This window comes from Pseudoalteromonas sp. Of7M-16 (genome assembly GCF_022347805.1).
Lineage (GTDB): Bacteria > Pseudomonadota > Gammaproteobacteria > Enterobacterales > Alteromonadaceae > Pseudoalteromonas > Pseudoalteromonas luteoviolacea_F.
In genome coordinates this window covers 1-15,560 of record NZ_JAKRFY010000018.1, presented here as the reverse complement: position 1 = coordinate 15,560, position 15,560 = coordinate 1, and the positions used below count along the sequence as shown (strand labels likewise).

The 15,560-nt window shown below is 43.9% G+C and carries 11 protein-coding genes, 1 other RNA gene and 1 pseudogene; 10 read left to right on the top strand and 3 right to left on the bottom strand.

The features are described from left to right. Positions 1–2 precede the first annotated feature (2 nt). The 4 genes from lpxA (at position 3) to dnaE (ending at position 6,117) form a co-directional block, all read left to right on the top strand. The gene (gene lpxA / locus MHN81_RS17685; protein ID WP_239426329.1) at positions 3–773 is read left to right on the top strand and encodes an acyl-ACP--UDP-N-acetylglucosamine O-acyltransferase; all 771 of its coding nucleotides are present in this window, start codon (positions 3–5) and stop codon (positions 771–773) included. Positions 774–885: 112 nt separating this feature from the next. Then, complete coding sequence (lpxB, locus tag MHN81_RS17680; RefSeq protein ID WP_239426328.1) at positions 886–2,040, top strand: lipid-A-disaccharide synthase; 1,155 nt, start codon at positions 886–888, stop codon at positions 2,038–2,040. After that, the gene (gene rnhB, locus MHN81_RS17675; protein WP_023401864.1) at positions 2,030–2,623 is read left to right on the top strand and encodes a ribonuclease HII; all 594 of its coding nucleotides are present in this window, start codon (positions 2,030–2,032) and stop codon (positions 2,621–2,623) included. Before lpxB ends, rnhB begins: the two co-directional genes overlap by 11 nt. A 2-nt stretch (positions 2,624–2,625) precedes the next feature. Next, the gene (gene dnaE / locus MHN81_RS17670) at positions 2,626–6,117 is read left to right on the top strand and encodes a DNA polymerase III subunit alpha (RefSeq protein WP_023401865.1); all 3,492 of its coding nucleotides are present in this window, start codon (positions 2,626–2,628) and stop codon (positions 6,115–6,117) included. A 71-nt stretch (positions 6,118–6,188) separates the two neighbouring features. Here dnaE and accA read toward each other — a convergent pair whose 3' ends face one another. Continuing rightward, complete coding sequence (accA, locus tag MHN81_RS17665; protein WP_023401866.1) at positions 6,189–7,148, bottom strand: acetyl-CoA carboxylase carboxyl transferase subunit alpha; 960 nt, start codon at positions 7,146–7,148, stop codon at positions 6,189–6,191. 666 nt (positions 7,149–7,814) lie between these two features. On the opposite strand from accA, the gene tilS reads away from it, so the two are divergent. Beyond that, the gene (gene tilS, locus MHN81_RS17660) at positions 7,815–9,137 is read left to right on the top strand and encodes a tRNA lysidine(34) synthetase TilS (RefSeq protein ID WP_239426327.1); all 1,323 of its coding nucleotides are present in this window, start codon (positions 7,815–7,817) and stop codon (positions 9,135–9,137) included. Further along, positions 9,127–9,468, top strand: a complete 342-nt coding sequence (locus MHN81_RS17655; protein ID WP_023401868.1) for a hypothetical protein — start codon at positions 9,127–9,129, stop codon at positions 9,466–9,468. The genes tilS and MHN81_RS17655 overlap by 11 nt, the downstream gene beginning before the upstream one ends. Positions 9,469–9,510: 42 nt before the next feature. Here the strand turns inward: MHN81_RS17655 and MHN81_RS17650 are convergent, their stop codons facing one another. After that, a complete protein-coding gene (locus MHN81_RS17650) occupies positions 9,511–10,407 on the bottom strand; it encodes a GGDEF domain-containing protein (RefSeq protein ID WP_023401869.1) in 897 nt (298 codons plus the stop codon). Between the two features lie 196 nt (positions 10,408–10,603). Between MHN81_RS17650 and MHN81_RS17645 the strand changes: the two genes are divergently transcribed. Continuing rightward, positions 10,604–12,601 (top strand): monovalent cation:proton antiporter family protein, encoded by a 1,998-nt coding sequence (locus MHN81_RS17645; RefSeq protein WP_036977359.1) that lies wholly within the window; start codon positions 10,604–10,606, stop codon positions 12,599–12,601. Here MHN81_RS17645 and MHN81_RS17640 read toward each other — a convergent pair. Continuing rightward, on the bottom strand, positions 12,598–13,743 hold the full coding sequence (locus MHN81_RS17640; RefSeq protein ID WP_023401871.1) for a patatin-like phospholipase family protein: 1,146 nt from the start codon (positions 13,741–13,743) through the stop codon (positions 12,598–12,600). The two genes, MHN81_RS17645 and MHN81_RS17640, sit on opposite strands and share 4 nt — an antisense overlap. A 361-nt stretch (positions 13,744–14,104) precedes the next feature. On the opposite strand from MHN81_RS17640, the gene MHN81_RS17635 reads away from it, so the two are divergent. The 3 genes and pseudogenes from MHN81_RS17635 to MHN81_RS28265 form a co-directional block, all read left to right on the top strand. After that, complete coding sequence (locus tag MHN81_RS17635) at positions 14,105–15,019, top strand: DUF3014 domain-containing protein (RefSeq protein WP_239426326.1); 915 nt, start codon at positions 14,105–14,107, stop codon at positions 15,017–15,019. 147 nt (positions 15,020–15,166) lie between these two features. Further along, an RNA gene (gene ffs, locus MHN81_RS17630) (signal recognition particle sRNA small type) lies at positions 15,167–15,263 on the top strand. 133 nt (positions 15,264–15,396) lie between these two features. Further along, a pseudogene (locus MHN81_RS28265) lies at positions 15,397–15,560 on the top strand (endonuclease); the annotation flags it as partial.

The window sequence follows — 15,560 nt, the reverse complement described above, 5'->3', positions numbered from 1 at the left end:
GCGTGATCCATCCTACTGCAATTATTGAGCCTGGCGCTAAATTAGGAAACAATGTCTCGGTTGGACCTTACAGTTATATCGGTAATGATGTCGTTATCGGTGACGACTGTAAAATAGAATCGCACGTCGTAATTAAAGGCCCAAGTGAGATAGGTTCAGGAAACCATATTTTCCAATTCGCTTCGGTAGGCGAAGCCTGTCAAGATAAAAAGTACAAGGATGAACCAACCAAATTGATTATTGGTGACAACAATGTGATCAGAGAGTGTGCAACGATCCACCGTGGCACTATCCAAGATCAAGGTGTGACCATCATTGGTAGTAACAACTTATTCATGGCGTATACCCATGTAGCACATGATGCTGTCATCGGTAGTAACGTAATTTTTGCGAACAACGCAAGTGTTGCTGGTCATGTTCATATTGGTGATTGGGTTATTCTTGCGGGTAACTCTGGTGTACACCAATTCTGTAAAGTGGGTGCTCATGCCTTTGTTGGTATGTACTCAGGGGTCAATCAAGATGTCCCGCCTTTTGTAACGACTACAGGCACACCAGCAAGACCTGTTGCTATTAACACCGAGGGCTTAAAACGAAGAGGTTTTGAGTCTGACGAAGTAATGGCAACTCGCAGAGCATACAAAGCTTTGTTCCGCAAAGGACTTAAATTGGATGAAGCTGTCGCTGCATTACAAGATGAGGCAAAGCAATTTCCTGCTGTTCAGCAAATGCTTGACTTTATTGCGACATCAGAACGCGGACTAGTTCGCTAATCCAAGCGCGCTCTTTGTCGCCTTATTGTAATTTATCAGATAACAAAGAGCTGGTTCTGATATAATAACGCCATACTTAGTATGGCGTTTTTTATTTTCTAGAAGAACAAAAATGGCAAACGAAAAATTAATCACCGTCGGGATCGTCGCAGGCGAGTTATCTGGCGATATCCTTGGCGCAGGCCTTATTAAGGCGTTAAAAAAGCGCTTTCCCAATGCTCAATTTGTCGGTATCGCGGGCCCTAAAATGCAAGCGCAAGGCTGCCAAAGCCTATTTGATATGGAAGAGTTGGCAGTTATGGGACTTGTGGAAGTGCTCGGCCGCCTCCCTAGGTTGCTTAAGATCCGCAAAGAGCTGGTAAATTACTTTATCGACAACCCACCAGACGTTTTTATTGGTGTTGATGCACCTGATTTTAATCTTCGCGTCGAGAAGCCGCTCAAGGCTGCAGGTATTAAAACTGTTCAATACGTGAGCCCGTCCGTGTGGGCCTGGCGCCCAAAACGCATCCATACTATTGCAGAAGCAACCAATTTGGTTTTGTCGCTACTTCCATTTGAGAAAGCATTTTATGACAAATATGAAGTACCGTGTACATTTGTGGGTCATACATTAGCGGATGAAATTCCACTTGAATCAGATACATTGGCTGCAAGGCGTGAAATTGGGTTAGGTGAATCAGATACGGTGCTGGCGCTGCTTCCAGGGAGTCGAGGCTCAGAAGTAGGGCTATTGAGTGAGACCTATTTACTGACTGCAAAACAGTTGGTAGATAAAATTCCAGACTTAAAAATTGTCGTTCCTTTGGTGAATGAAAAGCGTCAAAAGCAATTTTCCCAAATACTGAATAAAGTCGCGCCAGAGCTGAGACCCATCTTATTAGATGGCAAGTCTTCATTGGCGATGAGTGCTGCTGATGCGGTGTTATTGGCGTCGGGTACTGCTACCCTAGAAGCTATGCTGTATAAAAAGCCAATGGTGGTTGGCTATCGCCTTAAAACCCTCAGCTACAAAATATTCAGCACATTTTTCACGTTTAACATTAAACACTTTTCACTGCCTAATTTGTTGGCTGATGCGCCGCTTGTTGCTGAGTTTTTACAAGATGATTGTAACCCTGATGCGCTAACAGATGCGCTATTGCCGTTATTAAGAGGGGATAACTCAGCCTTGATAGAGCGCTTTTATGAAATACATAAAGACATTCGTTTGAATGCCAGTGAACAAGCAGCGGTTGCTGTTGCGGAGGTTATAGATGCAGATTGAGCGTCCAGAAGTTAATCATATTGCGGGTGTAGACGAAGTTGGGCGTGGCCCTCTTGTTGGTGATGTGGTAACCGCCGCAGTTATTTTAGATCCGTCCAAACCAATTGAAGGACTAACAGACTCTAAAAAACTCTCTGAAAAGAAACGCAACGCGCTTGCTGAGGAAATCAAAGAAAAGGCACTGTGTTACTGTATTGCTCGCGCAACTGTCGAAGAGATCGATGAGCTGAATATTTTACACGCAACTATGTTGGCGATGAAACGTGCGGTAGAAGGTTTAAAAATCCCTGCTGAGTTTGTGTTTGTCGATGGCAATCGCCTACCTGATATTTCAGTTCCTGCACAAGCCGTGGTCAAAGGGGATAGCTTAGTAGCCGAGATCAGTGCCGCGTCTATTTTGGCTAAAGTGACGCGTGATAATGAAATGATTGAACTAGATGCACAATATCCAGAGTTTGGTTTTGCTGGTCACAAAGGTTATCCGACCAAAGCGCATTTTGCAGCATTGGCCGAGCATGGTGTTACGCCGCATCATCGAAAAAGCTTTAAGCCTGTACAGCGCATCCTAGCGGAGCAGTCGTAATTATGCCAACGCCTAATTTTGTACATTTACGCGTACACAGCGATTTTTCTATGGTAGATGGCTTGGCTAAAACCAAGCCGATTGTGGCTCGAGCGCAAGAGCTTGAAATGCCAGCCTTTGCAATTACGGACCAAATGAACTTATGTGGTTTGGTACGTTTTTATGGGGGTGCTCATGGCGCAGGGATCAAGCCAATGGTTGGCGCAGATCTGTGGCTTAAAAGTGATGAGTTCCCTGAAGAACCTTGCCGTATAGTGGTTTTAGCAAAAAACAATGAAGGTTATAAAAACCTGACATTGCTGATTTCAGAAGCCTTTTTGCGTGGTCATGTGTTTCATCGCCCAGTCGTCGACAAAGCGTGGTTAGCACAATATAAAGAGGGGTTGATCCTACTCTCTGGTGCGAAAGATGGCGATGTCGGAAAGGCGTTGCTCAAAGGCAACCCGCAGCTTGTAGCAGACACGCTCGCATTCTATGAAGAACACTTTGCAGATCATTATTATTTGGAGCTTCATCGTACTGAACGTGAGCAAGAAGAAGAGTATTTGCACGCTGCTGTTGCCTTGGCAACAGAGCGAAACTTACCTGTTGTAGCAACCAATGAAGTGGTTTTCTTGCATGAAGAAGACTTTGAAGCGCATGAGATCCGCGTTGCTATTCACGATGGTTACACCCTAGAAGATAAAAACAGACCCAAACGCTTTTCTAAGGAACAATATCTAAAAACGCCAGAACAAATGGCTGAACTGTTCAGTGATATTCCCGAAGCCCTTGAGAATACAGTTGAGATCGCCAAGCGTTGTAACGTGACGGTACAGCTAGGCACATACTTTCTACCAGACTATCCAACTGGCGATTTAAAAATTGACGATTTCTTGGTTAAGGTGTCAGAGGATGGCCTTGAAGAGCGTTTACAATTTTTATTTCCTGACGAAGAAGACCGCAAAGTTAAGCGTGTTGAATATGATGATCGTCTCAGAATTGAGCTAGATGTAATCAACCAAATGGGATTCCCAGGTTACTTCTTAATTGTAATGGAGTTCATCCAGTGGAGCAAAGATAACAATATTCCAGTTGGCCCTGGTCGAGGCTCGGGTGCAGGTTCACTGGTTGCTTATGCACTCAAAATCACAGATCTTGACCCACTTGAGTTCGACTTACTATTCGAACGATTCTTGAACCCAGAACGTGTATCAATGCCGGACTTTGACGTCGACTTCTGTATGGATAGACGAGATGAGGTAATCGATCACGTTGCCAAACTATACGGGCGACAAGCGGTATCACAGATCATCACGTTTGGTACCATGGCGGCCAAAGCCGTAATTCGAGATGTAGGTCGAGTACTCGGACACCCTTACGGCTTTGTCGATCGTATTTCAAAGTTAGTACCGGGCGATCCGGGTATGACACTTGCCAAAGCTTTTGAAGTCGAACCAAGGCTGCCAGAAGCTTATGATGGCGATGACGAGGTTAAAGAGTTAATCGATAAATGCCGCATCCTTGAAGGCTGTACTCGTAACGCAGGTAAACACGCAGGTGGTGTTGTTATCTCGCCAACCAGTATTACTGACTTTGCCGCACTTTACTGTGACGAAGAGGGTAAATTCCCGGTTACGCAGTTCGATAAAAACGACGTAGAGACTGCCGGTCTGGTTAAGTTTGACTTCCTTGGTCTAAGAACCTTGACGATCTTACAATGGGCGTTGGACATGGCCAATGAGCGCTTGGCGCGTGAAGGGAAATCATTTGTCGATATAAATGCCATCCCACTTGACGACCATGCCAGCTTTGAAGTGTTACTCAGAGCCGAAACAACCGCCGTTTTCCAGCTAGAATCGCGTGGTATGAAAGATCTTATTCGCCGTCTAAAGCCGGACTGCTTTGAGGATATGATCGCACTGGTTGCACTTTTCCGTCCAGGTCCTCTGCAATCGGGAATGGTAGATAACTTTATCGACCGTAAGCACGGTCGAGAAGAAATATCATTTCCAGATGCACAATATCAGCACGAGAGCTTGGCTCCAATTCTAGAGCCAACCTACGGGATCATCCTGTATCAGGAACAGGTAATGCAAATCGCCCAGGTATTGGCGGGCTATAGCCTTGGTGGCGCTGACTTATTACGTCGTGCGATGGGTAAGAAAAAACCTGAGGAAATGGCAAAGCAGCGTTCAACCTTTGAAGAGGGATCAATAAATAACGGTGTTGACGGCGAACTTGCGATGAAGATCTTCGATCTTGTAGAAAAGTTTGCGGGCTACGGTTTTAACAAATCTCACTCGGCTGCCTACGCGCTTGTTTCTTATCAAACGCTATGGATGAAAACCCACTTTCCCGCAGAGTTTATGGCTGCGGTTATGTCGGCAGATATGGATAACACCGACAAAATCGTCACCTTGGTTGATGAATGTGAAAACATGAAATTGACCTTGCTCCCACCTGATGTAAATGCAGGCGTGTACAAGTTTGCTGTTAATCTACAAGGGGAAATTGTTTACGGTATTGGCGCTATAAAAGGGGTCGGTGAAGGCCCTGTAGAAGCCATTTTGGAAGCGCGTGAACAAGGCGGTGAGTTTAAAGACCTATTTGATTTTTGTGCGCGTGTTGATCTGAAACGGTTGAACCGTCGTGTAATTGAAAAGCTTATTTATGCGGGTGCACTAGATAAGCTTGGTCCAGAGAAAAAGCAAGGCGGCCGCGCCACTTTACTGGCAAGCTTAAAAGACGCTATGAAGTCCGCCGAGCAGCACCACAAGGCAGAGCAACTTGGTCAGTCCGACTTATTTGGCTTACTTGCTGTTGAACCAGATGAGGTGGCACAGGCCTTTGTACATGCACCGCCGCTGAGTGATAACGAATGGTTACATGGTGAAAAAGAGACCCTTGGGTTATATTTGACCGGTCATCCAATTAATCAATACCGTAAAGAATTAAAGCATTATACCTCAGGCAAGTTAGTGGATTTACAGCCTACAAATAGGGATATGCAATCGACTGCTGCCGGACTTGTCATTAACGCCCGCACGTTAATAAACAAAAAGGGCAATCGCTGGGGATTGATCACGTTAGACGATAAGAGTGCGCGTATTGATGTTCGTTTCTTCCCTGAGCAGTTTGAAATGTACGAAGAGTTGCTACAGGTTAATCAGGTATTGGTGATCACCGGACAAGTGAGTTTTGATAACTTCTCCGGGGGGATAACCATGACCGCCAGAGACGTGAATACCATTGCTCAAGCGCGAGAAAAGCGCATCAATGCACTTAAAATGACACTCAGTATGACGCAAATTGACGCAGGCTTTGGCGAAGATCTAAAACGTGTACTTGAGCCATATAAGTTTGGTACGTGCCAAGTGATTATAGAATACCATCGACCCGATGCGACGGCTGATTTGACGTTAGGTACACAGTGGTGTGTGACGCCCAGTGATGAGCTGATCCGAGCGTTGAAAAAGCTCACAGGGCAAGAAGTTGAATTGATATTCGACTAATTCAGCTCAAAAGCGAGACACAAAAAAGGCCACCAAGTAATACTTGGTGGCCTTTTCAATTTGTGTTCTCTTTAGTTGCAATAACCAAATGACATTAAGCGCTGATATCTTTGCTCTAGCATTTCTTCTTGGCTTAGCTTAGAAACTGCATCAAGATCTTTTAGAATTTGTGCTTTTAGGTTTCTCGCCGCAGTATCGTAATCGCGGTGTGCGCCGCCTAGCGGCTCAGATACGATTTCATTGATAAGGTTATTGTCTTTAATACGCTGTGCAGAAACACCCATGGCTTCAGCTGCAAGCGGTGCTTTTTCTGCGCTTTTCCAAAGGATTGATGCACAACCTTCTGGTGTGATTACAGAATATGTGCTGTAACGTAACATGTTTACGCGGTCACCTACACCAATGGCAAGTGCACCACCAGAACCACCTTCACCGATAACACTACAGATTGTAGGTACTTTTAATGCAGCCATCACTTTTAAGTTCATTGCGATAGCTTCACTTTGACCACGTTCTTCTGCACCGATACCTGGGTATGCACCCTGTGTATCAATTAATGTGATAACAGGCATTTTAAAACGCTCTGCCATTTCCATTAGACGCTTTGCTTTACGGTAACCTTCTGGGCGTGGCATACCGAAGTTACGTTTGATTTTCTCCGCTGTGTCGCGGCCTTTTTCCTGTGCGATAACCATAACAGGCTTGCCATCTAGTCGTGCTGTACCGCCAATGATCGCAGGATCGTTTGCAAATGCACGGTCGCCAGCAAACTCGTCGAATTCTGTAAACATGCGCTTGATGTAATCACTTGCGTGAGGGCGCATTGGGTGGCGAGCAAGTTGTAGTAGCTGCCATGGGTTTAGTTCTGAGTAAATTTTTTCAGTAAGCTGAACACTTTTTTCTTTTAGCTTGCTGATTTCTTCTTCCAGACTTAGGTCCAAAGAACCTGAGCGACTAACAGCTTGTAGCTCTTTAATTTTTTGCTCTAATTCAGCTACTGGAAGTTCAAATTCTAGATAATTTAAGCTCATTTTCTAACCTATCTGATAATTTTTTAAAGTTTGTCTCGGTTTTATGTAGAGAGTACAGATTCAAAATGCCGTGACTCAGTTATTTTTCAGCATAATATTCAGCATAGTCTAATGTGCTAAATGGAGCTTAAACTAAGTGTTAGTATCGCTTATTTAAGTCAGTTTTTGCAGAAGATAGCGTATTTTAGCTACATTTACCTTCTTCATTTTTTAACTGTTTTTCCTTCGTGAAGGCGAGTTCTCTGTCATCACATACAATTTTATGCACATTATACTGCCCCGAGCTGCATCTTGAAAACAGACCAGCAAGATAATGCGACTTTTTAAACATAAGTAGGGATTTACCTAGATTTTAGCACTGATGTCAATTAATTTCGGGTTTGTTTTATCGATGTAAATATTGAAAATACCTTTTACAATAAATCAATGTCAGTTCACAGCAATTGGTAAAATTGTTTTTTTGTATAATTAAGTTGTTGTGGCGTTTAAAGGCTAGCCTATTTGAGAAACAAAATTATATATCTCTGGGAGAATAATATTACTTAAACCAAGGGCAGGTTTTGAGCAAGCGCTGATCTGGCGCACAATAAAGTAGCTGTCATCGTATATCGCATTGCAATTTAGGGAGGATCAGGTATAACGCACGGGATTGTTAGAGGAAATAGTATGGAATCGACCAACGTTTATAAAAAGTTTGTCACCGCGCTTGAGCAGCAAAATCACAATGGCTTACAGCAGAAGCTGTGTGTTGCGTTGTCCGGCGGGGTTGATTCTGTGGTACTACTACATTTATGCCATCAATATGCCAAGTTAAATGGAACGGTCAAACTTCAAGCCATCTATGTTAATCATGGTTTATCTGACAATGCTTTGATGTGGCAGCAGTTTTGTACACAGTTATGCGCAAAGCTGGCAGTTCCCTTTCGCGCAGTTAGTGTAGATATACAAGCTAAATCACGAACCAGCTTGGAAGCGCAAGCAAGGGATGCGCGTTATTTAGCACTGGATACGCATGCCAGTGAAGGCGCAGTTTTAGTGCTTGGACAACATGCTGACGATCAAATTGAAACGTTTTTAATTCGCCTCAAACGAGGCTCTGGCTTACAGGGACTCGGGGCTATGCGGGCAAAAACGCAGCTAGCTAGTGGGCGGGATTGTATTAGACCTTTGCTGGGCATCGAGAGAAAAGATATCGAGGCGTTTGCTCAGACCTTTTCATTGACACACATTGAAGATGAATCAAACCACAGCGACGTATTTGACAGAAACTTTTTACGTAATCAAGTGATCCCACTTTTAAAATCCCGTTTTAGTGGCTTTGTTCCTAGCGTTTTAAGATCAATATCGTTATTGCAGGCGCAGCAAGCTTTGGTTGATGAGATCTCACAGAGTGACTTAGAATCATGCAGCGACAATGAGCAACTTGATATAGTACGACTAGCAACTTTGTCAGCACTTAGGCAAAGCAATGTTGTCCGAGCTTGGTTTGCCAAACAAGGCGTCAGCATGCCGTCGCAAAAGCAGTTGGCACAAATTATTGACCAAGCGATTAACGGACGAGAGGACGCACAAGTGAATATCGAGCTGCGCACTGGATCTGTTAAACGTTACAACGCCTTGTTGTACTGGGTACCAAAAAATCACATTGAGTTGGCCGACATTGAGAATATTAGCCTAACCGCTGAGATGAAATTGGCTGATGGGCGTACACTGCTTACGATTTCAAGTGAGGGTGTGAGAAAGCCGCTTGCAGCAGAGTCCGTGGCCATTCGCTTTGGTCGTCTAAACGATAAAATAAAGCCATTTGGTAAACCCGGTCGTAATACCGTCAAGCATTGGTTGAAAGAGGCCAGAGTGCCCAGTTGGGAGCGCACGCGAATACCCATGGTCTATTACAATGAGACGCTCATTGCGGTAGCAGGTTATTTTATTAATTCAGATTATGCCGAAAAGTCAGGCATTAATTGGCAGATCCAAGATGCAGAATAATAATCAAATAGGTCAATCTTTGGCGAATAAAGCCCCCATTGTTGTCATTACGTGTGTGGTGATTTTTATATTATTGTCGCTCTGCTCTCCACTAAATTGGCTAAATCTTTTGTTATCACTTGGTGTAGGGACGTTGTCTGCCGGGCTTTTGTTAGCGTATTGGCACGGTAAAGGCGGAAGTTATTTTATTTTAGGCCTGTTAGCACCTATGTTGTCTATCGTGTTAAGCGAGCTTCCCGATTTTTGGGCATTGGGTTGGGTGATAAGTGGATTTTTTTGTGGTTTTGCCATTTTCCTTTGGCTATTTAAACTGCTGTCTAGTCAGCGTTAAGGGAGGTACTTACCAATTAGGGGATGGTAAGTACCGAATATGCTAAACCGCCCGTGCGCAATTTCTACCGGCTTGTTTTGCTTTGTATAAACCACTGTCTGCTCGGGCAAAGATCTCATTTGAACAATCTTGGCTCGACGCCAGTGTAAAGCCAATGCTGGTGGTAACTTGGTGTTTGGCCAAAAGGCTATTGCTATTGACACGTTGCATAATGCGTTCAGCAATGACTTTATTGGTTGTAAATGCAGGGTCGTCAATTAAGATCGCAAACTCATCTCCGCCAAATCTGAATACGGCATCAGTTGCTCGAATACTCGAGGTTAATATGCTAGCAAAGCCAATGAGTACCTCATCACCTTTTTTGTGACCATATTCATCGTTCACTTGTTTAAAGTTATCTAGGTCTAACAGCATCAAGCTGAAATTACGATGTTGTCGACGACTGCGCTCAAGCTTAGTATCCAGGTATTCATTAAACTGGCTACGGTTATAAAGCCCGGTCAGTGTATCTTTCGTTGCCAGTTGCAGCACTCGGTGGTACATCAAGGCATTTCTTAACGGGTAAAGCAGACAGGCATGCAGTTGCATTAAGCGTGCGCGTATCGTGCCACTGAGACTGTATTTGCTGAAATATACCAATTGCCCTAAGTGCTGACCCTCTAGGTCTAGATCAAATGTATAAGGCTTAAGTTGGTTGTCACCTTGTTGAGTTTGAAACAGTCCTTGGTTTGAATGAAACTGCAGCCCTGCAAGATCAGTTATGCGCTTAACGTAAGAAGCAAAGATATCTAAAATACCATTGACCTCTAGCGTTGTTTGCAGCTTTTCAACGAGCACATTGGGTTGTTCAGGCGCTTGCGATACGTACTGTTCGGTAGCGAACGGAACATAATCACCGCGCGTCGGCGTTCGTTGTGCCAAAATATGGACATTTTCCATCTGGTAATTCCCCTAATTACAACATTCCCGAACATATAAGCGAGTTTCGTGCCAAAAAATTAAACTGGCTGAAAAACAGTTGGTTGCTATAGTTAAATTGTATGAAAAATAATCCAAAACAATTCTTTGACACTTAGGGGGCAGTTTGCAGCAAAATTTTGCCGGGCTTTTTTCCGATAAAATCATCGCCGGGCTCATGAACGCCGTACATGGTCATTTTGCCGATGTTGTCGCTCTTCTTTTATGTGCGGTAATTTTGGTTTGGTCATTTAAAAGAGTAGGGCTGCCGCCGATCTTAGCCTATTTACTCACTGGTTTGGTAGCCGCAGGTTATGGCTTGATAGATAACAGCCATGAGATCCATTTAATAGCTGAAGTGGGAATTGTTTTTTTGCTGTTTAGTTTGGGGTTGGAATTTTCTATCCCTAAACTAATGGCCATGCGCAGTGTGGTATTTGGCTTAGGCAGTGCACAGGTCTTGCTGTCTATTCTAATCGGCACATCGCTGGTTTCGTTATTTGGCTATAGTGGCTCAGAGTCTCTCATGATTGCCTGTATTGTTTCACTCTCTTCAACAGCTGTCGTCGTAAAAATCATGAAAGAAAGCGGTATGTTGAATATGCGTAAAGGCCAGCTTGCAATAGGGGTTTTACTGTTTCAAGACATCGCAGTAGTGCCCATGCTGATTATCTTTCCGCTTATGGCGAGTACCGACAATCAAGTTTTAGTTGGCGCGCTGGTCTTAGCTTTGGCTAAGGGCGCTTTTGTGTGTTTGCTACTATGGGCAATTGGTAAGTGGATACTACCCAAAGTGTTCAATGAGGTTGCACTGGCAAGGACCGATGAACTGTTTGTTTTAACGACGCTCGTGGTCGCTTTGTGTGCCGGTGCGCTTACCTATGCATTTGGGTTATCAATGGCTCTGGGGGCATTTTTGGCAGGCATGATGCTCGGAGAGAGCCAATACCGGCATCAGCTTGAAGCAGAAATAAGGCCATTTAGAGATATCTTAATGGGTCTGTTTTTCGTGACCGTCGGCATGCAATTAGATGTGGCTTATGTGATAACAGCATTTGGCTATATTGTGGCGGCACTTGCTGCGTTGTTGTTGGCTAAAGTAACCATTATTTATTTTAGCGCCCAGTTGATGGGGGAGAGGAAAAGAGATGCTCTGGCATCGGGTGTGATGCTTTGGCAAATGGGGGAGTTTGGTTTTGTGTTGGTTGCCCTAGCAGGACAGCATAATTTACTAACCCCAGATACAGCCTCATTTTTGATTGCACTCGGTGTGTTATCTATGGCCCTTACACCGTACTTAATTGGAGAAATTGAGCGGTTACTTAAATTGTTCAAATTAGATGGTGAACACAAATCTGATTTTTCTTATGCGGGATTTAAAGAAAATACAGTGAAAGATCATGTGGTGATCTTTGGTTATGCCCGTGTTGGGCAAACTATCGCACGATTTTTAAAACCAGAAGCAATCCCTTATATCGCCATTGAGCGCAATCCAATTATTGTGCAAGAAGCGCAAACTGCAGGAGAGCCTGTTATTTTTGGCCACGCGGGGCAAAAGGCCATTTTAAAATCGGCCTGTGTCAATAAAGCGCGGTTGGTAATTGTGACCATGGATGACTTTGAGCAAAGCCAAATAGTAATAGATGCTTTGAAGCACTACGCCCCTGAAGTAAAAATCTTGGTAAGAATGCAAGATGACACCCATTTGGAGGACTTAAAGCAACTGGGTGTGACTGAAGTGGTCCCGGAGTCTTTGGAAGCAAGCCTCATGCTGGTTTCTCATGTGCTTTATATGTCAGGGGTGCCGATGCGTCGAATATTTAAGCGGGTGAGTAAAGAGCGGCAGAATCGCTATGAATACCTCCATGGCTTTTTTACCGGCAGTCCAGATGAAATGAACGAGTATGGAAACAATCACTCTAGCTTTGTGACCGATAGACTAGAGTATTTACATGCGGTTGCGCTGCCCGAAGATGCCTATGCAGTGGATAAAACCATCTCAGAGTTACAACTCGTTAGACATAAAGTGGTGGTTAAGGCGCTCAGACGTGATGGTATTGAAATTTCCATGCCTGATGAAGATATTTTGCTGCAATCGAGCGATGTGCTATTGCTCAAAGGCAAACCAAGACGGGTAGAGCGGGCAGAGCAGTTTATTCTAGACGGTTTGCCTTAATCTAACTCTAAAAATGCTTTGATCTCATCCAGTCGCTCTAGCCCGTCTTGATATCCAATATTAATGAGCTCTTGGGTATAGCTTTTTTCAAACAACAAGTAACTGGTTAAACTTGATTGAGAATGCTTTTTCACACCTATGGTTCTCAGTAGGAGCTTCACCGCAATGGGGAGGTCGTCGTAAAAATCGATAGCCAATTCATTGAAGTTATGTGATGGGTTGACAATAAGTGTATCAACGCGTTTTAACTCTTTGTGTTTATCTCTGGCTGGCAGCAAACTGAGTGTGCGGTTGACTCGTTCAAGTCGCTCTAAATCCGACTGCAAAGTATCGCTAAAAATACTATCTAACAAGTGGCCAGCGACGACAGACATACCCGGGAAGTGGGGCTCATAGCCAAGGGGTTGTTGTACTTTTGGTTGTTCAACACCAATGATGAATATCTTGCTTGCACCTAGGTGTATTGATGGGCTCAAAGGCGAGAGCTGGTGGATGGAACCGTCGCCATAATAGTTATGTTTAACTCTAACACTTGGAAACACCATGGGAATAGCACTAGAAGCCATAAGGTGGTCTATATTCAGCTGGGTTTGAATGCCCTCTCGTTTAGCGCGCTGCCACGGTTTGGCTTCCTTTGACTGAAAAAATGCCACCGATTTTCCACTGGAGTAACTCGATACGGTCACTGATAAAGCATCAATAAAACCACGTTGAATATTTCGGTCAATTCTCGCCAAATCAAGCACCTCTTCTAGCAAGACACGTAACGGCGTGTTGTCGAGTAAACTGGCTGGTGGGTGATTTAAGTAATCAGCTTGAAAACTGCGCATAACGTTATTAAATAAGTGTCCGAATGCGCCGAGCAATGTACTTTTATACACCATGTTGGTATGAAAATTTTTCCAGATCCATTCAATTTTTCGAATGGCGAGGTGCATGTTAGAGGAGTAACACGCAAGGCCGGTGGAGTTGATAGCCCCGGCAGAAGTCCCATTGATAATTTTAAATGGTAGAGGGGCACTTCTGGGTAAACTCAGCGCAATGGCCTTGAGTACACCCACTTGATATGCCGCTCTCGCTCCACCACCGGTAAGTAACAACGCGATATGCGGCTTGCCAATTTTACACTGTACTTTTTTCATATTTGTTCCTTCGAAGTAGGGTGTAAGTTGCAACGATAAAAACAAGTCGCTTTCTTATACTATAATCAATTGATGACGAATGTATATTTTACATCTCTTATAAATATCAGCCTGTTACGTAATTTTGACAAATATTAAGTGGTAAAAAAGTGTCATGATTATGTGGTTTATTGTCGATTTGGTGCTTGTTTGCGCGGGTGTTCATGTAATTGTCAGCAAATCGGTGCGAGTTTGAGATAAACTCTCGTTAATGCGCGTTGACGCAGATGAGATATCTTTTAGTTTGTGTTTTAATTACAAAGTGCCGCCGAGGTAAATGCCTTAGCCGCCGAGTTTTTTAAGCGAATTTTACGGAGCCTCCATGTCAGAGCACAGTTCAGCAGAACCAAGGACAAATAAAAAGCCTTCTAACAGTCAATTACTTCTTGCGGCAATCGCAGTGGTTGCCTTGATCATTGTGGCTGTATTTGTATTAGCGAACAAAGATAGTAAGCCCGCAGAAAATACAAAATTTCGACAGGATGTCGTCGTGCCTGAAGAAACCCCTAAAACCGTTGTGAATACAGCGCGTCAAGAAGCTGAGCAAAACAAATCAGCTGAGGTTGCACCAAGTGTTGAGCCAGAACCAGTGGTTGAAGAGCCAACGGTGTCTCAAGTGACAGAACCTGAGCCAAGACCTCAAGAGCCAGTAGAACCTGTACTACCAAGTTTAGATGACAGCGACAATAGTGTGCGTGACACAGTTGCAAACTATCTGAGCAAACAGGCGATGGAGCTGCTGGTAACAGAAGATATGGTTAGGCGCAGTGTGGTGTTTATTGACAATTTAGCGCAAGGTAAAGTGGCTAAAAAACATTACCCTGTGAGTAAACCAGCCGATAACTTTATGGTCATTGAAGATGACTTAATTATCACGGACCCGAATAGCTTTGAGCGCTACACGCCTTATGTAAATATGTTGAACTCAATGAGCACCGCGCAACTTGTGCGTTTATATGAGCAGTATAAGCCGCTTATCAATGAAGCCTATGAAGAGATTGGCTACAACGGCGGCGAATTTGATTATACCTTACAAGAAGCGCTGGGCGAGTTACTTGAAACGCCTATTCCAGAGTCAAACTTGCCGCTTATTCAAGAGTCAGTGACCTATAAGTATGCTTACGCAGAGTGGGAGCAGTTGTCAGATGCACAAAAACTGTTCTTGCGTATGGGCCCTGAAAATATGAAAAAAGCCAAAAAGCGCCTACAAGCTTTTCAGCGTGCATTGGCTAACTAGTACAAATTTAATACTCAAATAATCAAAAGCTTGCTTACTTGCTTAAACAAACAGCAAACGAGCAAGCTTTTTTAGTTTTCGCTTGCATCCCAGTAAGAAAATCGCCATAATTCAACCCGCGCCAAACAAGGCCCTCAATGGTAGTCTTATTGGTCCTCTCGCAACAATAGTTCGTGAACCTGGTCAGGTCCGGAAGGAAGCAGCCACAGCGGATGACTTGTGTGCCGGGATGTGGCTGGTAAGACTACCACCCAAATTTCCTCATTGATGTTGTTTGAAGTGTAAGTCTGCAAATTTGTAGTAAAACCCCGCATAAAAATTGAATTATAACCCTGCATAGCCTACTTTTAGATCGTCTCGCATATTCGGTGATGGTTATGATCAGGCACAAAATAAGTCGCTCCAGAGTCAAAAACCTCTACAAGTTCGCAAGTCAAAAGAACAAAGCCACTTGCTTAGTTGAATCATCCTTAGAGTTCGATGCGTGTTTTCACTTTGAATACTCTCGTGAAATAAAAGCTTTTGAGGCTCAACCGTTAGT